Raw genomic sequence first — 22,859 nt, forward strand, 5'->3', positions numbered from 1 at the left:
GCAACTGTGACACCTACCGGCCCGTTGCGTGAAGGTGCCGTTATCAAGCCGTTAGTTGGCCGCAGTGTTGCCGATACTTGGGAAAAGATCATGAAACGGACCTACGGGTCCACATTGAGCAGGCAGGACGTCGCACCGATCAGGGCCAGGCGCGGAGCGTAGCCTGGACTCTGTGAGCTTCCCCGCTTCCGCGCCGGCACTCGTCGGCATCCGCCGCGCGCTGGCGGTCTTCGCCCATCCGGATGATATCGAATTCGGCTGTGCGGGCACCATAGCCGGCTGGGTGGACGAGGGGGTGGAGGTGGCCTACCTCATCGTCACGCACGGTGAGGCCGGCGGGTTCGACGACACCCCGCGCGCGGAACTGACCCGGCTGCGCGAGGAGGAGCAGCGGGCCGCCGCGGCCGCCGTGGGCGTGCGTCGGGTCGAGTTCCTCGACGGGTACGCCGACGGCACGCTCGCCCCGACCCCGGCCCTGCGCCGCGACATCACCGCGACGATCCGGCGGTTCCGCCCGGACCGCGTGCTCACCAACTCCCCGCTGCGCCGCTGGGAGCACCTCGCCGGCCCCAGCCACCCCGACCACCTGGCGGTCGGCGAGGCCACCACCTGCGCGATCTACCCCGACGCGCGCAACCGGTTCGCGTACCCGGAGCTGCTGGCGGCCGGGCTGGAGCCGTGGGTGGTCCGGGAGGTCTGGTACGCCGGCGGCCCGGCGCCGGACCACGTCGTGGACGTCACCGACCGGTACGACCGCAAGATCGCCGCGATGCGGGCGCACCGGTCGCAGACCGGCCACCTCGACGTGGAGACATGGGTGCGGGACCGGCTCACGACGGTGGCGGACAACGCCGGGCTGCCACCGGGCCGGCTGGCGGAGGCGTTCACCGTGCTGCGTACGGAGTGACCGCCCGGGCGCCCGGCCGGCGTCACACCAGGCGCCGGTCCGCGGCCCAGCGGGACAGCTCGTACCGGTTGGACATCTGGAGCTTGCGCAGCACGTTCGACACGTGCGTCTCGACCGTCTTGATCGAGATGTAGAGCTCCTTGGCGATCTCCTTGTACGCGTACCCCCGGGCGAGCAGCCGGAGCACCTCGCGCTCCCGGTTGGTCAGCTGGTCCAGCTCCGGGTCGGCCACCGGCACGTCCGGCCGGGCGGCGAACGCGTCCAGCACGAACCCGGCCAGCCGGGGGCTGAACACCGCGTCCCCCTCGGCCACCCGGCGGACCGCCGCGGCCAGCTCGTCCGGGGAGATCGTCTTGGTGACGTAGCCCCGGGCCCCGGCCCGGATCAGCCCGATCACGTCCTCGGCCGCGTCGGAGACGCTCAGCGCCAGGAACCGCACCTGCGGGTGGGTACGCCGCATCGCGTCCAGCACCGCCCGGCCGCCGCCGTCGGGCATGTGCACGTCCAGCAGCACCACGTCGGGCAGGGTCGCGGCGATCCGGCTGACCGCCTCCGCGACCGTCCCGGCCTCGCCGACCACCTCGACGTGCGCCCCCAGTTCCGCACGGACCCCCGCGCGGAACATGGCGTGGTCGTCGACGAGGAAGACCCGCAGCCGCTCGGGGCGGCCGTCCGCACCCTCCAGGGGCCCGGTCGCCTGCTCAGCCATGGTCATCTGTCCCTTTCCGCTGTGGACTGGTCCCGGGAGATCGGCAGGATCAACCGGACCTCGGTCCCCTCCCCCGGCTCGGAGCGGATCTCCGCCCGGCCGCCGTGCCGCTTCATCCGGCCGATGATCGAGCCCCGGACGCCGTGCCGGTGATCCCCCACCGTATCCGGGTCGAAGCCCTTGCCCCGGTCCCGGACGAACACGCTGACCTGATCCGGCTCCACCTCGGCGTACAGGGAGACGGTCCGCACCCCGGCGTGCCGGGCGGCGTTCACCAGCGCCTCCCGGGCCGCGGCGACCAGCGCGCCCACCCGCTCGTCGGTCTCCCGGTCGCCCACCACCACCGCCTCCACGGTGATCGCGAAGGTGTCCTCCACCTCGGCCGCGGCCTGCTCCAGCGCCGCGGCGAAGCGCTCGTTGGGCGAGGCGGTGGGCTTGTAGAGCCAGTTGCGCAGCGAGCGCTCCTGCCCCCGGGCCAGCCGCTGCACGGTCGAGACGTCGGCGGCGTTGCGCTGGATCAGGGCGAGGGTGTGCAGCACCTGGTCGTGCACCATGGCGGCCAACTCCGCCCGCTCCTGCTCCCGGATCCGCCCCTCCCGCTCCGAGCGGAGCTGGTTGTACGTCCGCCACAGCACCGGCGCGGCCACCACCCCCACACCGGCCAGCCCGACCAGCGCGAAGATGACGCCGTTGACCACGGCGTCGAAGTTCTGCACCGGCGAGTAGACCGCCGCGACCCCGATGATGCCGACCGCGACCAGTACGCCGCCGCCGATGAACCGCAGCACGAACGCGCGCCGGTCACTCTCCTCCACCACCGCGCCCAGCCAGGGCACCGGCAGCGACTCGCCCCACCGGCGGCGGCGCTCCGGCGCGGACTGGTGCCAGATCACCCCGGCGCCCACCGCGATGATCGCGACCAGCCAGCCGGCGGTGCCCGCCGCGCCGACCGAGTCGAAGACCATCATCTGGATCGCGAGCACCACGAGCCCGATCGCCACGAACGGCAGCAGCTGCGCGGGGTCCCGCCGGGCCGGTGCGGTGTTGTCGCCCGGGCGTAGTGGGACCACCGCCCAGAAGGCGGCGTAGAGCAGCAGGCCGAGCCCGCTCAGGCCCATGAGCACCAGGAACGCGACCCGCACCCGGACCACCGAGATGCCGAGGTGCTCGGCGATGCCGGCGGCGACCCCGGCGGCCATCCGATGCTCGGGTGCCCGGTAGAGGCGCGGTGGCTGGGTTGCGGCGGTGATCGGAGGCTCCCTGGTCGGGACGGGCGGGGGACGGTCGCCGGACGGTCGGCGCCGCTCCGATCGTCACACGCGGCGACCGCCGGGGACCACGGGGACGCCCCCGACATTCCAGGCCGGCGGATCTCAGGGTGGGGTCAGGGTCGGCTCCTGAGGCCGCCGGCCGGTCCGGGCGAGCAGGATCGAGGCATGACCGAGGAAGCTGCCCCGTCGCCCCGCCCCGGGGCGGCCCAACCGGGCGGACCGCCGCCGCCCCCGCCGGCCGGACCGCCGCCCACCACACCCGCCGACTGGACCGCGCCGACCACCTTCGGCCCGACGTCTGCCGGCCCCGAGGCGCCCGCCGGCCCGGGAGCGCCCACCGGCGCAGGCTCCGGCGGGACCGCGCCGCCAGCCGGTGGGTACGCGGCCCCGCCGCCCCCCGGCGGATCGGCGTTCACCTCCCGGTACGGGCTGGTCCGGCCCCGCGACGGCCGCTACCTGGCCGGCGTCTGCGCGGCGATCGGCCGCGCCACGAACACCGACCCGGTGCTCTGGCGGGTGCTGCTGGCCGTGCTCGGCTTCTTCGGCGGCATCGGCATCCTCGTGTACGTCACGGCCTGGCTGATCATCCCGGGTGAGGGCGACACCGCCTCCCCGGTCGAGTCGATGCTCGGCCGCGGGCGCTCCAGCATGTCGCCGGTGACCGTGATCGTGCTGAGCATCCTCGTCGCGGTGAGCTTCGGGTACATCGTCACGGACGCCTTCCGGGCCGTGCTGCTCGGCGCGGCCATCCTGGTCGGCGGCGCGCTGCTGCTCAACCGCGACCAGGGCGCGGCCGCGCGGGCCGCCCAGACCCACCCGGGGCCCGTCCCCGGCCCAGGCGTGCCGCCGGCCACCCCGCCGGGCCCGATGCCGCCGGTGAGCTGGCCGGCCCCACCGGCCCGGCCCCCGGCCGAGCCGACCGTCGAACTGCCACCCTGGCCGCCCGCGCCGGCGGCGGGCCCGTCGACCGGTACCCTCCCCCCGGTCGGCGGGCCGGTGGGGGCCTACCCGCCCTCCTCGCCGGCCGGATACCGGCCCCCGTTCGCCCCGCACGGCCCGTACGCCACGAGGCCGCAGCCGGCCCCTCCGCCGCCCGCACCGGCGAAGCCGCCGAAGCGGCCCCGGGAACGCTCCCCGCTGGGCGCCGTGACGTTCTCGCTGATCTTCCTGGCGTTGGGCGTGGTCGGCATCCTCGACCTGCTGGACGTCATCCACGTCGGGGCGGCGGCGTACTTCGCGGCGGCCCTGGCCACCATCGGCCTCGGCCTGCTCGTCGGGGCGTGGTTCGGCCGGGCCCGGTGGCTGATCGCGCTCGGGCTGGTCACCGCGGCGGCACTCGGCGTGGCGACCGTGGCCGAGTCCTACGACCGGATCCGGGGCGTGGGCGGGGACGTGACCTGGGCGCCCACCGACCACCGCGACCTCGCCGACCGCTACGAGAACAACTTCGGCAACGCCGTCCTCGACCTGCGCGCGATCGACTTCGACAAGCGGGAGACCAGCGTCACCGTCGCGATCAGCTTCGGGGAGGCGACGGTGGTGGTGCCGCCGAACGTCGACGTGACCACGATCGCCGACGTGAACGCCGGGGACGCCACGGTCTTCGGCAAGCGGTCGAGCGAGCTGGACGGCCGGCTCCGGGAGAGCGTCGACCTCGGTCTGGACGGCCCCGGCGGAGGAAAGCTGCGGCTCTACATCCACGTCAACGCCGGCAACCTGGAGGTGGCCCGGTGAAGGCGCACCGCACCGATCTCGTCTCGCTCGTCTTCGCCCTGCTCTTCCTCGGCCTGGCCGCCTGGTGGCTGTCCGCCCAACTGCTCGGCCTGGCCCTGCCGCCGGTCGGCTGGTTCCTGGCCGGCGGGCTGATCCTGATCGGCATGCTGGGCCTCGTCGGGGCGCTGCGTGCAGGCCGAGGTGACCGGCGGACCGCCGCAGGGCCGGACGCGACCGACGCTCCGGCGACGAATGCCGTGCCGGGTACGCGGGACGTGGACGCCGCCCTCACGGGGCAGGGCGGCGCGCCCGTGACCGGCGCCGGCCCGGCGCCCGCCGACGAGTGGCCGACCACCGCGGCCGCCGACGCCGGGACGACCGCCGTCGAGGACCGCCCGGCGGACGACGGGTACGGGCCGGCGCGCTGGTCCCCGACGGACCCGCTCGACGCCGACCCGTCCGCGCCCGGTGGGCGGGCGGCGGCCGGGCCGGACCGGGCGGACGGCTGACCACGGCGGGGCGACTCGGCGGGACGATCCGTGGCGGGACGACCCGTGGCGGTGCGACCGGCGGCGGGGGACGCATATGCTGGCCGGTGGGGTTCTCGCCTCCGCCGGCCGGCCCGCGCCGCCGGGCCTCGTCCGCGGCGAACCGCCGGGTCGCCGCGCCTCGCCCGTGGCCGAGCCGCCGGGTCGCGGGCCTCGTCCGCGGTCCGGCCGACCAGGTTGCTGTGGCGGTCCCGCCGCGTATGTCGTCTCTACCCGTCAGGAGCCCGTCCGACATGACCCAGTCCCCCGCCGTGCCCGCCGCCGGCCGGCCCGGTCCGGTCCGCATCGGCGAGCGCGCCGCCCGAACCCTCGTCAGCGAGTTGGCCCGGCGCAACGACCCCAAGCCCGCACTGCTGGTCGGTGCGGCCCCGGAGTCCGCGGTGCTGGCCGCGGCGATCGACGCCCTACTGCCCAGCGACACCCTCACCGTCGTGCCCGCCGCGACGGCCGGGCCGGCCGCGCTGCGCGAGCACGTGACGGCCCAGGGCCGCTGGGTCGCCGACCGGGTACGGGTGGTGGACTCCCTCGCCGAGGCCGACACCGCCGAGGTGGTGATCGCCGCCGAGGCGCTCACCGGCACCGTCGACGAGACCCGGACGACCATCGACGGTCTGGGCAAGTACCTTGCCGACGGCGCGGTGCTGAGCGTGGCCGCGCCCGCGACCCCCGGCCGCACCGCCGGCGCCTCCGCCGAACTGGAGCGGCAGGCGGCACTGCACGGCGTCGGCTCCGACCTGGTGCTGCGCAACACCCCGCCGGTGCGGGTGCACCGGCTGCGGTTCACCCCGGCCAGCCCGGCGCTGGCGGCCCGGCTCGCCCCCGCGTACCGCCCGTCCAGCGTCCCGCTGACCCGGAGCATGCACATCGACTCCAACGGCGTGGCCGCGGCGGGGATCGCCCTCGGCCTGGCCGCGCTGGCCCGGGTCGCCCGACCGAAGTCCCGGCTCTGGCTACTCCCGGCGCTGGCCGCCGCCCCCGTGGCCGCGTTCTTCCGGGACCCGGAGCGGGACGTGCCGGAGGACCCGTCGGCCGTGGTGGCCGCCGCCGACGGGCAGGTGCTGTCGGTGCAGCGGCTGCACGACGAGCGCTTCGGCGACGGCGAGTGGCTGCGGGTCGCCGTCTTCCTGTCGGTGCTGGACGTGCACGTCAACCGGTCCCCGGTGGCGGGCAAGGTGGTGGACTACTTCGTCGCCGACGGCGGGTTCGTCAACGCGATGAAGCCGGACGCCGAGCACAACGTGGCGGCGTACACGGTGCTCGACACCGAGCACGGGACGGTCGTCGTCGCGCAGCGTACCGGGCTGATCGCCCGGCGGATCGTGCAGCGTGCCCCCATCGGCGCGCTGCTGGCCAAGGGCGAGCGCTTCGGGCTGATCCGGTTCGGCTCGCGTACCGACGTCTACCTGCCGGCGGACGCGGCCGAGCCGCTGGTCGGGCCGGGTGACAAGGTCGTCGGCGGCGCCACCGTCATCGCCCGCTGGCGCTGAGCGCAACACACGAAGAAGGGGCGCCGCTGCTCTCAGCGGCGCCCCTTCTGCTTCGTCGGGCCGGTCAGGCGGTGCGGCGCTGGTGCAGCCACAGCAGCGGACCGCTGACCAGGTATCCCACCACGACCAGGGCGAAGGTGAGCCGGATGTCGACGAGCGCGCCGATCACCGGAGCCAGCCACAGCCACGGCGGCAGCTTCACCAGCCGGGCCAGCTTGGCGTACGGGAAGCTGCTGACCATGGCGAACGCCAGCAGCGCCACCCCGGCGATCTGCACCATGCCCGGCAGCGGCAGCCCGAGCGCGACCGTCAGGGCCAGCACGGCCGCGGCCATGGTGGTCGGCACGCCGCAGAAGAAGCGGCCGTCCTTCGGCGAGACGTTGAACCGGGCGAGCCGGATCGCGGCGCAGGCGGCGACCAGCGCGGCGGCGACCGCGGCGGCGGCGGGCGGGGCCGACCCGGCAAGCGAGGCGTACACCACCACCGGGGCGGCGAGGCCGAACGAGCACATGTCGGCCAACGAGTCCATCTGGGCGCCGAACGGGCTGGCGACCCCGAGCTTGCGGGCGAGCGCCCCGTCGAGCCCGTCGAACGCCACGCAGGCGATCAGGAGGAACGCGCCGAGCCGCACGTCGCCCCGCATGGCCACGAAGATCGCGTTGATGCCGAGCATCAGGCTGGCCAGGGTGCAGGCGTTGACCAGGGCGAACTTCGCCCGGCGGGCCGCGGTGCGCTCGCCGGGCAGCAGCGGGATCGCCATCGAGGACGAGTCGTCGTCGACCGCCGAACTGGGGGCGAGGGCCGGGCTGACCGGCACGATCGCCTCGACGTCGGTGCGCTCGTACCGGTCGAGGCCGTACCGGCGACGCTGCCGGTCGAGGTAGCGGTGCTCGGGCGAGGCCAGGTCGGCGGCCGGGGCGGCGACGCCGTCCCGGCGTCCCACCCGGACAAGCAGCACCTGGCGGGCGAACGTGCTGCTGCGGCGCAGCCGGCCCGCCCAGCGACGCCCTGCGGGGCGCGGACTGTCAGTCGTACGACGCCGGCGCCATGGGGCTCTCGGCACGTTTCCTCCATCACCGGATCGGCTGGCCGCCTCGGGGGCGGGCGTCCGGCTGTCTCGTGCCGGACCGCTGCTGGCCCGGCAGCCGTTCAAGCGGAGTACACCATTGCACAGGGGGGTGGGGCTTGGCGATAGCTGCCGGCGGCCTTACGTCTCCGTCAACCGCGCGAACCGCCTCTTCATTCCCATCTCGGGCCTCATCGCCCGTTTCTCCATCAACCCCGTCCCCAGCGTACCGGAGCGGACCGGTGCCGGCCGAACCCGCGCCCGCTATCCGGCCCGACGTCCGGTTGCCAGCGCGACGACCTCGGTCACCCGCAGCCCGCCGAGCTGTTCGGGAGTGAACCAGGCGGCGTCGGCCGTCGAACCGCCGGCCAGCTCGGTGACCCGGGCCTCGGTCGGCTCGTCCACCCGCACCCGGTAGATCACCCGGACCCCGTGCCAGTCCAGCGGCCGGCCCTCCGGCCCCAGCGCGGCCGGATTGCGCAGATTGTGTACGGCGATCAGCTCCAACACCCGGCCGAGCTGGCCGCCCTCCTCGACCAGCTCGCGGAGCAGGCCGGCCGCCGGCTGCTCGCCGTGGTCGGTGCCGCCGCCGGGCAGGTGCCACAGCCCGGCGCCCGGGTAGCCCTCCGCGATCTTCGTGAGCAGCACCCGCCCGACCGGGTCGGTGACCAGCCCGTACGCCGCGAAGCGCACCCGCCGGTCGGCCGGGGACGGCGGCAGCGGCGCGCGGGGGACGGCGCGGGGCGCGGCGGGCCGCACCGGGACGACCGGCAACCCCAGGGCCTCGGCGGTGAACGGCAGGAGCGGCAGTGCGGCGGCCTCCTCGGGAGTCGCCCAGCGCGCCAGGTCGGCACCGCCGGCCCGGTCGCCGAGCGGGTCGCCAGCCCGGTCGCCGAGCGGGTCGCCAGCCCGGCCGCGGAGCGGGTCGCCAAACCCGCCGGGGAGCAGGCCGCCGGCCTCGCCGCTGCCGGCGCGGCCGGCCTCGTCGGGCAGGCTGGCGTCGGTTGGCGCGACGGTGAAGACGATCCGGTCGGTGTGCAGCGAGACGCCCTCCTGGGGCAACGAGATGACGTCCGCGACGGCGGCGACCAGGCCGGTCACCGTGACGGCGCGCCCGGTCTCCTCGGCGAACCCCCGCACCACGCCGGCCTCCGGGTGCTCCGCGTGCGCCAGGCCGCTGCCGGGCAGCCGCCACACCCCCGGGAAGTCGGCCCGGGCCGACTCCCGCACGAGCAGCACCCGCCCGGCGCCGTCCCGGCAGATCCCGTACGCCCCGACCCGCCGCCGCTGCTCCACCCGCACCCTCTTTTCCGCCCGCACACCCCGTCGATCATGAGGTTAGCGGCACCGGAGTCGGCGTATCGTGCCGTCAACCTCATGATCGACGAAGGCGGGATCGGGGCGGGTGCCGCGAGTCGGGGCGCGGCAGTCAGGTGAGGCGGGCGGCCTGGACGGCCTCCGCTGTGACCTCCGTGAGGCGGTCGGTGGGCAGGGCGCCCAGCTCCTCGCGGGCGAACCAGCGGGCCTCGCAGGTGGAGCCGCCGACGTCCGACACGGTCGGCGGGGCGGGCTGGTCGACCACCACCCGGTAGAAGGCGCGTACGCCGTGCCAGTCGATCGGGTAGCCCTCCGGACCGAGCGAAGCGGCGTCCCGGTGGCTGGCCACGCCCAGCAGCTCGACCAGGCGACCCCGCTGGCCGGTCTCCTCGACCAGTTCCCGGATCAGCGCCGCGCCCGGCTGCTCCCCGTAGTCGGTGCCGCCGCCGGGCAGGTGCCAGCGGCCCGCGCCCGGGTACCCGTCGGCGACCCGGGTGAGCAGCACCCGCCCATCCGGGTCGGTGGCCACCGCGTACGCGGCGAAGCGCTGGGCCCGGTGCAGCCCGTCCGGGCCGGGGACCGCGTAGAACGAGGGGAACTCGGGCACCTCGTCGGGCACCACGTCGGCCGACGAGGCGGGCAGCCCGAGGGCCCGCGCGGTGAACGAGCGCAGCGGCAGCTCGCGGGCCTCCGCCAGGGTGAACCAACGGGCCAGGTCGGTCGGGCGGTCGACCCGGTCGACCAGCGTGCCGCCGCGCACCGAGACCTTGTAGATCAGCCGGTCGGTGTGGATGGTGATGCCCCGCTCCGGCAGCGCCCGCATGTCGGCCAGCACGTCGTCCAGGCCGGAGACGGCCACCGAGAGCCCCGTCTCGGCGGCGGTCTCCCGGACGACGGTGTGGTTCGGGTCCTCGCCGTGGTCGACGGCCCCGCCGGGCAGCGACCACGTGCCCGGGGTGCCGGAGCGCCCCGACGCGCGTACCAACAACACTCGGCCGGCCGAATCAGCACAAACTGCGTATGCCGCGATCCTGCGGAGCGGCTCCAGCATGGTGGTCACGGGAGAAAATTCTCCCCCGCGGCCGTTTCCTCCATCGAAAAGTGTCAGATTCCTGACCCAATGCTGGATCATCAGGGGTCGATCAGGGTAGGGATCCGGGCGGTCACCGAGGACGTGCCGGCGCCGCGCGCGGAGCGTGGAGTCATGACCTCGACCCAGAGCCACCAGGCCCCGTACAAGCAGCTCCGTCGCCCCACCACCGACCGGATGGTCGCGGGGGTGGCCAGCGGCCTCGGCCGCTACTTCGCCGTCGATCCCACCCTGGTCCGGGTGCTCTTCGCCGTCGCGACGCTGGTCACCGGCGGGCTCGCCGCGCTCGCGTACCCGATCATGTGGTTCCTGATGCCGGAGGAGCCGGCCGGCGCCCCGGCCTGGCCGCACCCGGCGGGCCCCGCGACGCAGCCCACGGGTTACGCCCCGCAGCCGGCCCACCCGTCGGCCGCGCCGACGACGCCGGCCCCGCCGCGCAACGCCGGCTCCGAGGCGCCCACCACGCCGCTCGCCGCGCCGGTACCGCCGACCGCGCCCGCCTCCGGGTCGGTGCCGCCGACCGCCGGTTGAGGCGGTCGGGGCGGCGTCACTCCCACTCGATGGTGCCCGGCGGCTTGCTGGTGACGTCCAGGACCACCCGGTTCACCTCGGCCACCTCGTTGGTGATCCGGGTGGAGATCCTGGCCACCACCTCGTACGGCAGCCGGGACCAGTCGGCGGTCATCGCGTCCTCGCTGGAGACCGGGCGCAGCACCACCGGGTGGCCGTAGGTGCGCCCGTCGCCCTGCACGCCCACGCTGCGTACGTCCGCCAGGAGCACCACCGGGAACTGCCAGACGCCCCGGTCCAGGCCGGCGGCGCTCAACTCGTCCCGGGCGATCAGGTCGGCCTTGCGGAGCACGTCGAGCCGCTCCCGATCGACCGCGCCGATGATCCGGATAGCCAGGCCGGGGCCCGGGAACGGGTGCCGCCAGACCATCGCCTCGGGCAGGCCCAGCTCCAGGCCGAGCGTGCGGACCTCGTCCTTGAACAGCGTGCGCAGCGGCTCGACCAGGGCGAACTTCAGGTCCTCGGGCAGGCCGCCGACGTTGTGGTGGCTCTTGATGTTGGCGGTGCCGGTGCCGCCGCCGGACTCCACCACGTCCGGGTAGAGGGTGCCCTGCACCAGGAACTCGACGTCGCCGTGCGAGGCGATCTCCCGGGCGGCGGCCTCGAAGACCCGGATGAACTCCCGGCCGATGATCTTGCGCTTCTGCTCCGGGTCGGTGACCCCGGCCAGGGCGCCGAGGAAGCGCTCCTGCGCGTCGACCACCTTGAGCTTGATGCCGGTGGCGGCGACGTAGTCCTTCTCCACCTGCTCGGCCTCGCCGGCCCGCAGCAGGCCGTGGTCGACGAAGACGCAGGTGAGCTGGTCCCCCACCGCCTTGTGCACCAGCGCGGCGGCGACCGCGGAGTCCACCCCGCCGCTCAGGCCGCAGATGACCTCCTTGTCGCCCACCTGCTCGCGGATGCGGGCCACCTGCTCGTCGATGATGTTCTCGGGCGTCCAGGTCGGCTCGATGCCGGCGATGTCGTACAGGAACCGGGTGAGCATCTCCTGCCCGTGCGCGGTGTGCCCGACCTCGGGATGGAACTGCACCCCGGCCCGGCGGCCCGCCAGATCCTCGAACGCGGCGACCGGGGCGCCGGCCGACTCCGCGGTGACGGTGAAGCCGGCGGGCGCCTCGGTGACGCAGTCGCCGTGGCTCATCCAGACCGGCAGATCCGCCGGAAGGTCGCGGAGCAGCACACCCGGGTCGAGCAGACGGGGGCGCAGCGGGGTGCCGCCGTACTCACGGTTACCGGTGCGGGCGACCGTGCCGCCGAGCGCCTGGGCCATCGCCTGGAAGCCGTAGCAGATGCCGAAGACCGGCACGCCCGCGGTGAACATCCCGGCGTCGACCTGCGGGGCGCCCGGGGCGTAGACGCTGGCCGGGCCGCCGGAGAGGATGATCGCGGCCGGGTTCTTCGCCAGCATCTCGGCGACGGGCATCGAGTGCGGGACGATCTCCGAGTAGACCCTCGCCTCGCGCACCCGGCGCGCGATGAGCTGGGCGTACTGGGCTCCGAAGTCCACGACGAGGACGGGGCGCGGCGTGCTCATGTGCAGAAAGCCTACCCACAGTCACCTCGCCTCCGGGCGGCGGCTGCCCCCTTCCGGCGCCGGCCGCCGCGCGCGCCCCGTGAGAGCTTCTCTACCTTCTGCGTTAACAGGGGGCCCTTCCTCACCGAAGGGCGGCGGGGGCGTCCGCCGGGACGGCCGGGCGGGCCGGCGGGACCGGGTCGAGGCGGCGGTACGGCTGGCCGAGCGGCGGCCGGGGGTCGGGCTCGCCCCTGTTGGGCCAGAACGACATCGCCCGCTCGGCCTGCGCGGTGATGGTGAGCGACGGGTTCACCCCGAGGTTGGCCGAGACGGCCGCCCCGTCCACCACGTGCAGCCCGGGGTGCCCGTGGAGCCGGTGGTACGGGTCGATCACCCCGTCGCCCGGGGTGACGCCGATCACCGCGCCGCCGAGGATGTGCGCGGTCATCGGGATGTCGAACGGCTCGGTGAGCGAGCCGCCGGGAATGCCGCCGATCTCCTCGGCCAGCAGGCGGGCGGCCTGGTTGCCGGCGGGGATCCAGGTCGGGTTGGGCGCGCCGTGGCCCGGGGCGGCGGCCAGCCGCCGGCCGAACAGGCCGCGCCGCCAGCGCGTGGTCAGCGAGTTGTCCGCCGACTGCATGACCAGGGCGACGACCGTGCGCCGCGACCAGTCGCGCACGGTCAGCATCCGGGCGGCCACCCCGGGCTGCCGCAGCAGCGTGGCCACCCAGCGGCGAACCCGGTGCGGGCCGCCGTCGACCAGCAGGGACTGGAGCAGCCCCATGGCGTTGGAGCCCCGGCCGTAGCGCACCGGCTCGACGTGGGTCTGCGGGTCCGGGTGGAACGAACTGGTGATCGCCACCCCCTCGGTGAAGTCCATTCCCTCGGCGCGGGCACGCCGCCGCGTGACGGACGCCCCGAGGATCGCCTCGGAGTTCGTCCGGGTCAGCTCGCCGAGCCGGGGCGACAGGTGGGGCAGCGCGCCGGCGGCCCGCATCCGGTGCAGCAGCCGCTGGGTGCCCAGCGCCCCGGCGGCGAAGACCACCTGGTCGGCGTGGAACACCCGGCGGCGCCGGCGCAGCCAGGCCCCGGTGCGGACGGTCTCGACCCGGTAGCCACCGCCGTCCGCGGGGCGCACGGCGGTGACCGTGGTCAGCGGGTGCACGTCCACGCCGAGCCGCTCGGCCAGCCACAGGTAGTTCTTCACCAGCGTGTTCTTCGCCCCGTGCCGGCAGCCGGTCATGCACGAGCCGCAGTGCGTGCAGCCGGTCCGGTCGGGCCCGGCCCCGCCGAAGTACGGGTCGCCGACCCGCTGCCCCGGCCGGCCGATGTGCACCGCGACGGGCGTGGGGTGGAACGTGTGCCCGACCCCCATCCGCTCGGCCACCGCCCGCATCGCCCGGTCCGCCGGGGTGTGCACCGGGTACGTGGTGACGCCGAGCATCCGCTTCGCCTGGTCGTAGTGCCGGGCCAGCTCGGCCCGCCAGTCGGTGACGTCCCGCCACTGGGGGTCGGCGTAGAACGCGTCGAGGGGCTCGTAGAGCGTGTTCGCGTAGACCAGCGAGCCGCCGCCCACCCCGGCTCCGGACAGCACCAGCACCCCGCCGCCGGCCCGGCGGTCGGCGGCGCGCAGCAGGTCGATCCGTTGCAGCCCGTAGCAGCCGAGCCGCGGCGCCCACAGGAACCGCCGCAGCCGCCACGACGTCTCCGGGAACTCGTCGTCGGCGAAGCGCCGCCCGGCCTCCAGCACGCCGACCGAGTACCCCTTCTCGGCCAGCCGGAGCGCGGTGACGCTGCCGCCGAAACCGGACCCGATGACGAGCACGTCGTACCGCATGGACGCATCATTACCAATGAGTAGCACTCGCGCCATAGACAGTTCTCGCGGGACCATGCACCCACCGGCCCCGGTGCGACGTCTGGCAGTCCGGCGTCACCGCCGAGCCTGGTATCGGGGAGGGTGGGGAGCATGGTCGGACAAGCGGGACAGGCGTTCCGGCGGTGGCGGCTCGGGCTGGCCGTCCTCGCGGCGGTCGCACTGCTGGCGGTCGGCGCCACGGTGGTCGTCCGGCTGGCCGCAGGCGTTGGGCCGCAGCGTGGGCCGGGGACGACCAACACCACCGCCGCCGTCACGCCCTCGGCGGCCGAACCCAGCCCCACGCCGAGCCCGACGCCCAGCCCCACCCCGCCGCCCGGGGCGGGGATCACCGGCCCGCTCAACCTGCTGCTGGTCGGGGTCGACACCCGGGTCAGCGTGCCCGGCTGGGAACCGCACGGCGACGCCGTACTGGTGGCGCACGTGACGAAGGAGCTGGACCGGGCGTACCTGTTCTCGCTCCCCCGCGACCTGCTGGTCGACATCCCGGCGTACCCGGAGTCGGGCTACCGGGGCGGGCGGACCAAGCTCACCCACGCGATGAGCTACGGCAGCCGGGTGCCGGGCAAGCGGCGGCAGCCGAGCACCGCGCAGGGGTACGAGCTGCTGCGCAGCACCGTCAGCGGGTACACCGGGCTGCGGTTCGACGCCGGCGCGGTGGTCACCTTCCAGGGCTTCGACAAGCTGGTGGACGCCGTGGGCGGGATCGACCTGTACGTCGACCAGCGGACCCCCTCGCTGCACCGGCGGCCGGACGGCCGGCACCGCGCCCCGGCGCCGGGCGGAGGCGGGTACGTCGGGCCGCAGATGGTCTACGAGAAGGGCGAGCGGCACCTCAACGGCTGGCAGGCGCTGGACTACGCCCGCCAGCGTTACATCCCCGGCGGCGACTACACGCGGCAGCGCCACCAGCAGCAGCTCATCCGGGCGCTGCTCCGCAGGATCCAGGCCGAGGACCTGGCCCGGCAGCCGGAGCGGGTCGAGCAGGTCGTCGCCGCGCTCGGCGACACCCTGACATACGCGGGCGGGCCGCGCGTCGTCGACCTCGCGTACGCCCTCGGCGGGCTGCCGGCCGACCGGCTCGTCCTCGTCGGCCTGCCCGGCGACTCGGTCGGCTCCGGCGGCGGGTACCGGGGCGAGCAGCTCACCCGGGTCGGCCGGGGGTTCCTGACGGCGCTCAGGGCGGGGCGGGCCGACGAGTACCTCGCCGACCACCCGGAACTGGTGGTGAAGAAGTAGGGCCGCCGGTCAGCGGGGCGCGGGGCGGGGTGGTTGCTCGGTGCCGTACAGCCAGGCGTCGAAGAGGGCGGCGAGCTGCCGGCCGGCGACCTGCTCGGCGAGGTCGACGAAGTCGGCCGTGGTGGCGTTGCCGTCGCGCCGGTCGGCCGCCCAGCTCCGCAGGATCTCGAAGAACGCCTTGTCCCCGACCGTGGTGCGCAGGGCGTGCACGGTCATCGCGCCGCGCTGGTACACGGACTGGCTGAACAGGTTCGCCGGCCCCGGCTTGCCGGGCGGGGTCCGCCACACCTGGCTGCCCGAGCCGAGGTACGCGTCGTCGAACGACTGCTGCGCGGTCCGCCCGCCGCGGTGCTCCTCCCAGAGCCACTCCCCGTACGTGGCCAGCCCCTCGTTGAGCCAGATGTCCTGCCACCTGGCCAGGGCCACGCTGTTGCCGAACCACTGGTGGGCCAGCTCGTGCGCGACCACCCCGGTGTTCTCGCCTCCACGGAAGAAGTTGGCCGAGTAGACCGGGCGGCTCTGGGTCTCCAGCGCGTACCCGATGCCCGGCTCGGAGACCACCACCCCGCCGTACGCGTCGAACGGGTACGGACCGAAGACGCCCTCCAGGTAGTCCGCCACCTCGACCGTACGGGCGATCGAGGCGTCGGCGGCCCCCTGCGGCAGCTTCGTGGTGACCGCGCTGAACACCGGCCGCCCCTTGTGCTCGCCCCGGGTCACCCGGAACTCCCCGATCGCCACGGTGCTCAGGTAGCTCGCCATCGGCGACCGCTCGGCCCACTTCCAGGTGGTCCAGCCGCCGCTGGTGCTGTTCCCCACCGGCACGCCGTTGCTGACGGCCGTCAGTCCCTTCGGGACGGTGATCTCGAAGTCGTACGCGGCCTTGTCGGAGGGGTGGTCGTTGACCGGGAACCAGGTGCTCGCCGACTCGGGCTGGCCGAGCGCCACGGCGCCGTCGGAGGTGTGCCGGAAGCCGCCCTCGCCGAGGGCCTCGTTGCGCAGCGGCGCCGGCTCGCCGGCGTAGCTGATCTCCGCGGTGAAGCCGTTGCCGGAGGTCAGCCCGGAGGCGGGGGTGATCACCAGTTCGTCGCCGGTGCGGCTGTGCCGGGCCGGGGCGCCGTCCACGGTCACCTCGCGCACGCTCAGCCCGGCCAGGTCCAGGTTGAACGAGGACAGGTCGGTGGTGGCGGTCGCCTGCACGGTGGTGGTGCCGGAGAGCCGGTCCCGCGCGGGGTCGTAGCGGACCTTCACGATGTACCGGGTCACGTCGTACCCGCCGTTGCCGTACTTCGGGAAGTAGTCGTCGCCCACCCCCGCGGCCCCGGGCTCGAACTGCCGCACCCGGGTCGGCTGCTCGCTCTCCGCCGGTAGCGGCTCGGTCGGCGTCGATCCGCAGCCGGCCACCGCGAGCGCGGCGGTCAGCAGCAGACCGGTGCCGAGGCGCGCGCCCCGCAGGCTCAGCGTCATACCCGTCGTCCCCTTCCGGCCCCCGGTGCCCGGCCCGCCCGGCCGGCGCCCCGTTCCGCCCGCGGCAGCCTACCGAGCGCGCGCGACGGCCGCGTCACGCCGGGGCGGGCCGGCTGATCCACTCCGTATCGCCGGCATGGGGGTATCCGTGCGACTCGGACACCGCCATGTCGCCGACATGGAGTCGATTCGGAGCTGGGTCACGGGAGGGCGGGGGCCGTGCCGCCGGCGAGCCAGGCGTCGAACAGGGCGCCCAGCCGCCGGCCGCAGACCCGCTCGGCGAGGGCGACGAAGTCCGCCGTCGTGGCGGTGCCGCCGCGCCGCTCGGCGGTCCAGGCGCGCAGGATCCGGAAGAAGGCGTCGTCGCCGACGGTGCGCCGCAGGGCGTGCGCGGCCAGCGCGCCCCGCTGGTAGACGGCCGTGCCGAACATGCCCGCCCGGCCCGGGTCCACCGACGGCTCCGACCAGTCCGTCGCGGCGTACCGCAGCTCGAAGCTGCGCTGCGCGGTCGGGCCGCCGTCGTGCTCGGCCCAGAGCCATTCCGCGTACGTCGCGAAACCCTCGTTGAGCCAGATGTCGCTCCACCGGGCCAGCGAGACGCTGTCGCCGAACCACTGGTGGGCCAGCTCGTGCGCGACCACCCCCGGGTCGGGCCGGCCGGAGCGGAAGAAGCCCGGCCCGTACACCGGCCGGGACTGCGTCTCCAGCGCGTACCCCACGCGCTCGTCGGCGACGGCTATCCCGCCGTACGCCTCGAACGGGTACGGCCCGAACCGCTCGGCGAGGAAGTCGGCGATCTCGCCCGTACGGGCCACCGACGCGGCGGCCGGCCCGTCGGCCGGCAGGCTCGCCGCCACGGCGGTCACGATCGGCCTCCCGGCATGGGTGCCGGTGTCGACCCGGTAGTCGCCGATCACCAGGAAACTCAGGTAGCTGGCCATCGGGGCCCGCTCGGCCCAGCGCCACGTCGTCCAGCCGCCGCCGCTGGTACGGCCCAGGGGCACCCCGTTGCTCAGCGCGGCGAGCCCATCCGGGACGGTCACCTCGACCTCGTAGCCGGCCTTGTCCGAGGGGTGGTCGTTGACGGGGAACCAGGTGGCCGCCGAGTCAGGCTGGCCGAGGGCGATCGCCCCGTCGGCGGTGGCCAGGAACCCGCCGCCGCCCAGCGTGCTCTCGGCGACGGATTGGGGCACCCCCGCGTACTCCACGTCGACCGTGAACCGGGCCCCCCGGGGCAGGCCCCGCGCCGGGGTGACGACCAGCTCGCGGCCGTCCCGGGCATGCCGGGCGTTGGCGCCGTCGACGCGTACGGAGGAGACGGTCAGACCGGCGAGGTCCAGGTTGAACCGGGACAGCCCCTCGGTCGCCGTGGCGGTGACCGTGGCGTGGCCGGTGAGCCGGTCGTCGGCCGGGTCGTAGCGCACCCGCAGCCGGTAGCCGGCCACGTCGTACCCGCCGTTGCCGTACCCGGGTACGTACGGGTCGCCCGCGTCGGCCGCCCCGGCGCGCAGCCCGGACCGGTCGTCGTGCCCGGTGCAGCCGGTGACCAGCAGCACCAGCGTCAGCAGGATGCCGCCCCACCGCCCGCGACCGCCGTTCACCCCGCCGAGCCTAGAACGCGGCGCGCGGGCGCGGACCGGAATCCGCACCCGCGCGCCGAATCAGACCGGGCAGGCCGTCAGCGGTCGAGGACCAAGCCGACCTTCTGGAACTCCTTGAGGTCGCGGTAGCCGCACTTGGCCATCGCCCGGCGCAGGCCACCGAAGAGGTTGAGCTGGCCGTCCGGCTCGTCGGCGGGGCCGAAGAGCAGCTGCTCCATCGAGCCGAGCGGGTCGCCGGCCGTCTCGAACGCGCCGCGCGGCAGCGACGGGTGACTGGCCGCCGAGTGCCACCAGGCGCCGCCGGCCGGGGCCTCCTCGCACAGCGACAGCGGCTCGCCGAGCATCACCGCGTCCGCCCCGCAGCCGAGCGCCTTGGCGATGTCGCCGGAGGTCTTGATGTCGCCGTCGGCGATCAGGTGCACGTACCGGCCGCCGGTCTCGTCGAGGTAGTCCCGGCGGGCGGCGGCGGCGTCCGCGATCGCGGTGGCCATCGGCACCCGGATGCCGAGCACGGAGTCCGTGGTCGACCAGTCGTCGCCGCCGATGCCGACGATCACGCCGGCCGCCCCGGTGCGCATCAGGTGCAGCGCCGTCTTGTAGTCGGTGCAGCCGCCGACGATGACCGGCAGGTCGAGGTCCGCGATGAACTCCTTGAGGTTCAGCGGCTCCTCGGTGGTGGAGACGTGCTCGGCCGAGACGATGGTGCCCTGGATGACCAGGATGTCCACGCCGGCGTCGAGGATGACCGGGGCCAGCGCCAGGGTGTGCTGCGGGGAGACCCGGACGGCCACGGTCCCGCCGCCGGACCGCAGCTCGCGCACCCGCTCGGCGATCAGGTCCGGGCGGATCGGCTCGGCGTACGCCTGCTGGAGGCGCCGGGTGGCGGGGGCGTCCTCGTCGAGAGCGGCCAACTCCTCCAGCACCTTGGTCGGGTTCTCGTACCGCGTCCACAGGCCCTCGACGTTGAGCACGCCGAGGCCGCCCAGCTCGCCGAGCCGGATCGCCGACTGCGGGCTCATCGTCGCGTCCGACGGGTGCCCCACGCACGGGATGCCGAACGGGTACGCGTCCAGCTGCCAGGAGGTGGAGACGTCGTCGACGTCGCGGGTGCGGCGGCTCGGCACGATGGCGATGTCGTCCAGGTGGTAACCGCGCTGCGCGGTCTTGCCCAGCCCGATCTCGACCACGTCACGCATGGGGGACTCCAGTTGTCTTGGTGGGGGACGGTCAGCGGGAGTGGTAGTTGGGCGCCTCGACGGTCATCTGGATGTCGTGCGGGTGGCTCTCCTTGAGCCCGGCCGCGGTGATCCGGATGAGCTGGCCGCGGCGGTGCAGCTCGGGGATGCTCTCCGCGCCGACGTACCCCATCGCGGCCCGCAGCCCACCGGTGAGCTGGTGGGCGACCTGGGCGAGCGGGCCCCGGTACGGCACCTGACCCTCGACGCCCTCGGGGACCAGCTTGTCCTCGGCGAGCACGTCCTGCTGGAAGTAGCGGTCCTTCGAGTACGACTTGCCCTGGCCCCGGGACTGCATCGCGCCGAGCGAGCCCATGCCCCGGTACGCCTTGTACTGCTTGCCGTTGATGAAGATCAGCTCGCCGGGGCTCTCCTCGCAGCCGGCGAGCAGGCTGCCCAGCATCACGGTGTCCGCGCCGGCCACGAGGGCCTTGGCGATGTCGCCCGAGTACTGGATGCCGCCGTCACCGATCACCGGGACGCCGGCCGGGCGGGCGGCCCGGGCCGCCTCCATGATCGCGGTGATCTGCGGCACGCCGACCCCGGCGACGATCCGGGTGGTGCAGATCGCACCCGGCCCCACCCCGACCTTCACGCCGTCGGCGCCGGCCTCGACCAGGGCCCTCGCCCCGGCGTACGTGGCCACGTTGCCGCCGACGACGTCGACGACGGTGTCCCGCTTGAGCCGGGCGACCATCTCCAGCACGGCCCGCTGGTGGCCGTGCGCGGTGTCCACGATCAGCACGTCGACGCCCGCGTCGACGAGGGCCCGGGCGCGCTTGTACGCGTCCTCGCCCACGCCGACGGCGGCGGCGACCCGGAGCCGGCCCGCGGAGTCCTTGGTGGCGTTCGGGTACTGCTCGCTCTTGGTGAAGTCCTTGACCGTGATCAGCCCGCGCAGCTTGCCCGTGGCGTCGACGATCGGCAACTTCTCGACCTTGTGCCGGCGCAGCAGCTCCAGCGCCTCGTCCTTGCTCACCCCGACCGGCGCGGTGACCAGCGGCGTCGGGGTCATGATCTCGCGGACCCGGGTGGCCGGGTCGGAGACGAAGCGCATGTCCCGGTTGGTGACGATGCCGACCAGCTGGCCCTCGCCGTCGACCACGGGCACGCCGGAGATGCGGTAGCGGCCGCAGAGCGCGTCGACCTCGCGCAGGGTGTCGTCGGGGCTGGCGGTCACCGGGTTGGTGATCATGCCGGACTCGGAGCGCTTGACCAGGTCGACCTGGAGCGCCTGGTCCTCCACGGAGAGGTTGCGGTGCAGCACGCCGATGCCGCCCTGGCGGGCCATGGCGATCGCCATGCGCGCCTCGGTGACCGTGTCCATCGCGCTGGACAGCAGCGGCACGTTCAGCTCGATGTTTCTGGTCAGCCGGGTACGGGTGTTGACCCGACTGGGCACCACGTCCGACTCGGCGGGCTGCAGCAGCACGTCGTCGAAGGTGAGGCCGAGCGGGACCACCCGGGCCGAGCCGGCGGGCAACTCCGGCAGGTGGCCGCCCAGCTCGCCGTTGTCGGCGCCCGCGGCAGGTCCCGTGCCGTCCCCGGCGCCTACAGGAAAGTCGGTGCTGGGCGAATTCTCCACGTTTTGCTCTCCTGAGCTGTCTCGGGGGCTGCGAGCGGGATGGCGCGCGGGGGCGCCGGCCACGCGGCGTGACGGCGGGCCCGCCCCAATCGTACCCATCGGGCCCGCCCGCCCTCGTCGGTGCCGCCCGCCGGACGACGCAGCGTGACGACGGTCGCAGGGCGGCCTTCGACGCGGGGTGACCGGCGGGGACGGGAGACCTTTCGGCGGCGGGTGACCGGCGGGGACGGGTGCGGACGGGACGGCGCGCGGGGTTTACGGTGAGGGGGTGCACGACGAGCCCATCGACCCGTTCAACGGCGACCCGGCCGATCCGGCGGCGGAGCTGCACGATCCGGACGACGACGCCGCGCTCGACCCGCTGACCGAGGTCGAGCGGCAGGACGTGCTCGAGGACCTGGCCGACCTGGAGATCTACCAGGCCCTGCTGGCGCCGATCGGGGTGCGCGGCCTGGTGATCGAGTGCGAGGACTGCCGGGAGCCGCACTACTTCGACTGGGACCTGCTCCGGGGCAACCTGCGCCACCTGCTCAACTCCGGCCGGCCGCGGGTGCACGAGCCGGCCTACGACCCCGACCCGGACCACTACGTCACCTGGGACTATGCCCGCGGCTACGCGGACGGGGTGCACGACACCCTCAGCGAGGGCCCCGACGACGAGGCCGACCCGCGCACCTGACCGGGCGTCCGGCCGCGCCAGGCCGTGATCGACTCCATGTCGGCGACACGGCGGTGTCCGCACGGCAGCGTCCCGCCCATGTCGGCGACATGGCGGCAGCCCCGCCCCGCGTCGGCGCCACGGAGTGGATCTTCCAGGCGGGTGAGGCGATGGGAGCCGTCAGGCCACCAGGCCGGCGCGGAAGCCGGCGGCGACCGCGTGCGCGCGGTCGCGGGCGCCGAGCTTGCGGAAGAGGCGGCGGGCGTGCGTCTTGACGGTGTCCTCCGAGACGAACAGCTCCCGGCCGATCTCGGCGTTGCTCTTGCCCTCGGCCATGCCCAGCAGCACCTGCAGCTCCCGCTCGGTGAGGCCGATCTGGCTCCGGGGGCCCCGGGCCGGGCCCGACCGCGTCTCCTCGGGCGCCTCGCTGGGCTCGCCGCCGGCGGAGTCCGGCTCGTCGTCGCCGCGCTGCACGGGCACCACGGCCGGGGCGGCGCCCGGCCCGTCCTGAGTCCCGGACCAGGCCGGCGCGGGCTCGTCGGGCGCGCGGCCGGCCGGCGCGGGGCGGCCCGTGCCGCCGACCGCCGCGGCGTCGCGGGCCGGGTCGGTCACCCGGTGCCGGGCGGCCCGACCGGGCGCGGAGAGCAGCAGCAGGGCCTTGGCCACGGCGCTGGTCAGGTCGTGGTCGGCACCCTGGATCAGGCCGCGCGCGCCGGCCCCGATCGTGGCGGCCGCCGCCTCGGACTCCTCGGCGCCGAGCAGCAGCACCGCGGCCTGCGGCGAGCGGGCCAGCACCCGGCGGACGAAGCCGGGGCTGTCCGGCCGGGTGAGCGCCGTGTCCGCCAGTACGACGTCGGCCGGGCGCTCCGCCAGCCGCAGCATCACCTCGGGATCGGAGACGGCGGTACGGACGGCGGCGGACAGTCCGAGACGGGCCGCCGCTGAGGTGAGTTGCTGCGCGGCGAGCGGTGTCCGAACGCACACGAGAACGGTACGCACTGTGATCT

At 74.9% G+C, this 22,859-nt stretch carries 19 protein-coding genes; 7 read left to right on the forward strand and 12 right to left on the reverse strand.

The window, feature by feature from the left end:
• The first annotated feature begins 172 nt into the window (after nucleotides 1–172).
• Complete coding sequence (locus ABGB16_RS03390; protein WP_347666476.1) at nucleotides 173–907, forward strand: PIG-L deacetylase family protein; 735 nt, start codon at nucleotides 173–175, stop codon at nucleotides 905–907.
• A gap of 22 nt (nucleotides 908–929) precedes the next feature.
• Here the strand turns inward: ABGB16_RS03390 and ABGB16_RS03395 are convergent, their stop codons facing one another.
• Together ABGB16_RS03395 and ABGB16_RS03400 are read right to left on the reverse strand one after the other, a co-directional pair.
• On the reverse strand, nucleotides 930–1,616 hold the full coding sequence (locus tag ABGB16_RS03395) for a response regulator transcription factor (protein ID WP_347666477.1): 687 nt from the start codon (nucleotides 1,614–1,616) through the stop codon (nucleotides 930–932).
• Nucleotides 1,617–1,618: 2 nt separating this feature from the next.
• Entirely contained in the window at nucleotides 1,619–2,815 is a 1,197-nt protein-coding gene (locus ABGB16_RS03400) for a PspC domain-containing protein (protein ID WP_347666478.1), read from the reverse strand.
• 237 nt (nucleotides 2,816–3,052) lie between these two features.
• On the opposite strand from ABGB16_RS03400, the gene ABGB16_RS03405 reads away from it, so the two are divergent.
• From ABGB16_RS03405 to ABGB16_RS03415, 3 genes are all read left to right on the forward strand, one after another.
• Complete coding sequence (locus ABGB16_RS03405; protein ID WP_347666479.1) at nucleotides 3,053–4,621, forward strand: PspC domain-containing protein; 1,569 nt, start codon at nucleotides 3,053–3,055, stop codon at nucleotides 4,619–4,621.
• Complete coding sequence (locus tag ABGB16_RS03410) at nucleotides 4,618–5,109, forward strand: hypothetical protein (RefSeq protein ID WP_347666480.1); 492 nt, start codon at nucleotides 4,618–4,620, stop codon at nucleotides 5,107–5,109. The genes ABGB16_RS03405 and ABGB16_RS03410 overlap by 4 nt, the downstream gene beginning before the upstream one ends.
• Nucleotides 5,110–5,381: 272 nt before the next feature.
• Nucleotides 5,382–6,635, forward strand: a complete 1,254-nt coding sequence (locus ABGB16_RS03415; protein WP_347666481.1) for a phosphatidylserine decarboxylase — start codon at nucleotides 5,382–5,384, stop codon at nucleotides 6,633–6,635.
• 64 nt (nucleotides 6,636–6,699) lie between these two features.
• Here the strand turns inward: ABGB16_RS03415 and ABGB16_RS03420 are convergent, their stop codons facing one another.
• The 3 genes from ABGB16_RS03420 to ABGB16_RS03430 form a co-directional block, all read right to left on the reverse strand.
• A complete protein-coding gene (locus tag ABGB16_RS03420) occupies nucleotides 6,700–7,623 on the reverse strand; it encodes a CDP-alcohol phosphatidyltransferase family protein (protein WP_347666591.1) in 924 nt (307 codons plus the stop codon).
• Nucleotides 7,624–7,965: 342 nt separating this feature from the next.
• Nucleotides 7,966–8,997, reverse strand: a complete 1,032-nt coding sequence (locus ABGB16_RS03425; RefSeq protein WP_347666482.1) for an NUDIX domain-containing protein — start codon at nucleotides 8,995–8,997, stop codon at nucleotides 7,966–7,968.
• A gap of 133 nt (nucleotides 8,998–9,130) precedes the next feature.
• Nucleotides 9,131–10,078, reverse strand: a complete 948-nt coding sequence (locus ABGB16_RS03430; protein WP_347666483.1) for an NUDIX domain-containing protein — start codon at nucleotides 10,076–10,078, stop codon at nucleotides 9,131–9,133.
• 144 nt (nucleotides 10,079–10,222) lie between these two features.
• Between ABGB16_RS03430 and ABGB16_RS03435 the strand changes: the two genes are divergently transcribed.
• Nucleotides 10,223–10,639: a PspC domain-containing protein gene (locus ABGB16_RS03435; RefSeq protein WP_347666484.1), complete on the forward strand. Its 417-nt coding sequence runs from the start codon at nucleotides 10,223–10,225 to the stop codon at nucleotides 10,637–10,639.
• 16 nt (nucleotides 10,640–10,655) lie between these two features.
• Here the strand turns inward: ABGB16_RS03435 and guaA are convergent, their stop codons facing one another.
• Together guaA and ABGB16_RS03445 are read right to left on the reverse strand one after the other, a co-directional pair.
• A complete protein-coding gene (gene guaA / locus ABGB16_RS03440) occupies nucleotides 10,656–12,212 on the reverse strand; it encodes a glutamine-hydrolyzing GMP synthase (protein ID WP_347666485.1) in 1,557 nt (518 codons plus the stop codon).
• 121 nt (nucleotides 12,213–12,333) lie between these two features.
• Nucleotides 12,334–14,028 (reverse strand): GMC family oxidoreductase, encoded by a 1,695-nt coding sequence (locus ABGB16_RS03445; protein ID WP_347666486.1) that lies wholly within the window; start codon nucleotides 14,026–14,028, stop codon nucleotides 12,334–12,336.
• Between the two features lie 132 nt (nucleotides 14,029–14,160).
• Between ABGB16_RS03445 and ABGB16_RS03450 the strand changes: the two genes are divergently transcribed.
• Nucleotides 14,161–15,306 (forward strand): LCP family protein, encoded by a 1,146-nt coding sequence (locus ABGB16_RS03450; RefSeq protein WP_347666487.1) that lies wholly within the window; start codon nucleotides 14,161–14,163, stop codon nucleotides 15,304–15,306.
• A 9-nt stretch (nucleotides 15,307–15,315) separates the two neighbouring features.
• Here ABGB16_RS03450 and ABGB16_RS03455 read toward each other — a convergent pair whose 3' ends face one another.
• The 4 genes from ABGB16_RS03455 to guaB form a co-directional block, all read right to left on the reverse strand.
• A complete protein-coding gene (locus ABGB16_RS03455) occupies nucleotides 15,316–16,773 on the reverse strand; it encodes a M1 family metallopeptidase (protein WP_347666488.1) in 1,458 nt (485 codons plus the stop codon).
• Nucleotides 16,774–16,973: 200 nt separating this feature from the next.
• Nucleotides 16,974–18,338: a M1 family metallopeptidase gene (locus ABGB16_RS03460; RefSeq protein WP_347666592.1), complete on the reverse strand. Its 1,365-nt coding sequence runs from the start codon at nucleotides 18,336–18,338 to the stop codon at nucleotides 16,974–16,976.
• Nucleotides 18,339–18,451: 113 nt separating this feature from the next.
• Nucleotides 18,452–19,570, reverse strand: coding sequence for a GuaB3 family IMP dehydrogenase-related protein (locus tag ABGB16_RS03465; RefSeq protein ID WP_347666489.1), 1,119 nt, complete (start codon nucleotides 19,568–19,570; stop codon nucleotides 18,452–18,454).
• Nucleotides 19,571–19,601: 31 nt separating this feature from the next.
• Nucleotides 19,602–21,092, reverse strand: a complete 1,491-nt coding sequence (gene guaB, locus ABGB16_RS03470; protein ID WP_347666593.1) for an IMP dehydrogenase — start codon at nucleotides 21,090–21,092, stop codon at nucleotides 19,602–19,604.
• Between the two features lie 370 nt (nucleotides 21,093–21,462).
• Here guaB and ABGB16_RS03475 point away from each other — a divergent pair, with 370 nt between their 5' ends.
• Nucleotides 21,463–21,873 carry a DUF5319 domain-containing protein gene (locus ABGB16_RS03475; protein ID WP_347666490.1) on the forward strand — a complete coding sequence of 137 codons (411 nt, stop codon included), beginning with the start codon at nucleotides 21,463–21,465 and terminating at the stop codon, nucleotides 21,871–21,873.
• Between the two features lie 159 nt (nucleotides 21,874–22,032).
• On the opposite strand, the gene ABGB16_RS03480 is transcribed toward ABGB16_RS03475, so the two are convergent.
• A complete protein-coding gene (locus ABGB16_RS03480; protein WP_347666491.1) occupies nucleotides 22,033–22,851 on the reverse strand; it encodes a helix-turn-helix transcriptional regulator in 819 nt (272 codons plus the stop codon).
• Between the last annotated feature and the right edge of the window lie 8 nt (nucleotides 22,852–22,859).

This window comes from Micromonospora sp. B11E3 (assembly GCF_039871625.1).
Lineage (GTDB): Bacteria > Actinomycetota > Actinomycetes > Mycobacteriales > Micromonosporaceae > Micromonospora.

Coding starts and splice junctions, on each gene's coding strand:
- ABGB16_RS03395 (WP_347666477.1), bottom strand. CDS start 1,616: ATGGCTGAGCAGGCGACCGGGCCCCTGGAGGGTGCGGACGGCCGCCCC.
- ABGB16_RS03400 (WP_347666478.1), bottom strand. CDS start 2,815: ATGGCCGCCGGGGTCGCCGCCGGCATCGCCGAGCACCTCGGCATCTCG.
- ABGB16_RS03405 (WP_347666479.1), top strand. CDS start 3,053: ATGACCGAGGAAGCTGCCCCGTCGCCCCGCCCCGGGGCGGCCCAACCG.
- ABGB16_RS03415 (WP_347666481.1), top strand. CDS start 5,382: ATGACCCAGTCCCCCGCCGTGCCCGCCGCCGGCCGGCCCGGTCCGGTC.
- ABGB16_RS03435 (WP_347666484.1), top strand. CDS start 10,223: ATGACCTCGACCCAGAGCCACCAGGCCCCGTACAAGCAGCTCCGTCGC.
- guaA (WP_347666485.1), bottom strand. CDS start 12,212: ATGAGCACGCCGCGCCCCGTCCTCGTCGTGGACTTCGGAGCCCAGTAC.
- ABGB16_RS03445 (WP_347666486.1), bottom strand. CDS start 14,028: ATGCGGTACGACGTGCTCGTCATCGGGTCCGGTTTCGGCGGCAGCGTC.
- ABGB16_RS03450 (WP_347666487.1), top strand. CDS start 14,161: ATGGTCGGACAAGCGGGACAGGCGTTCCGGCGGTGGCGGCTCGGGCTG.
- ABGB16_RS03455 (WP_347666488.1), bottom strand. CDS start 16,773: ATGACGCTGAGCCTGCGGGGCGCGCGCCTCGGCACCGGTCTGCTGCTG.
- ABGB16_RS03465 (WP_347666489.1), bottom strand. CDS start 19,570: ATGCGTGACGTGGTCGAGATCGGGCTGGGCAAGACCGCGCAGCGCGGT.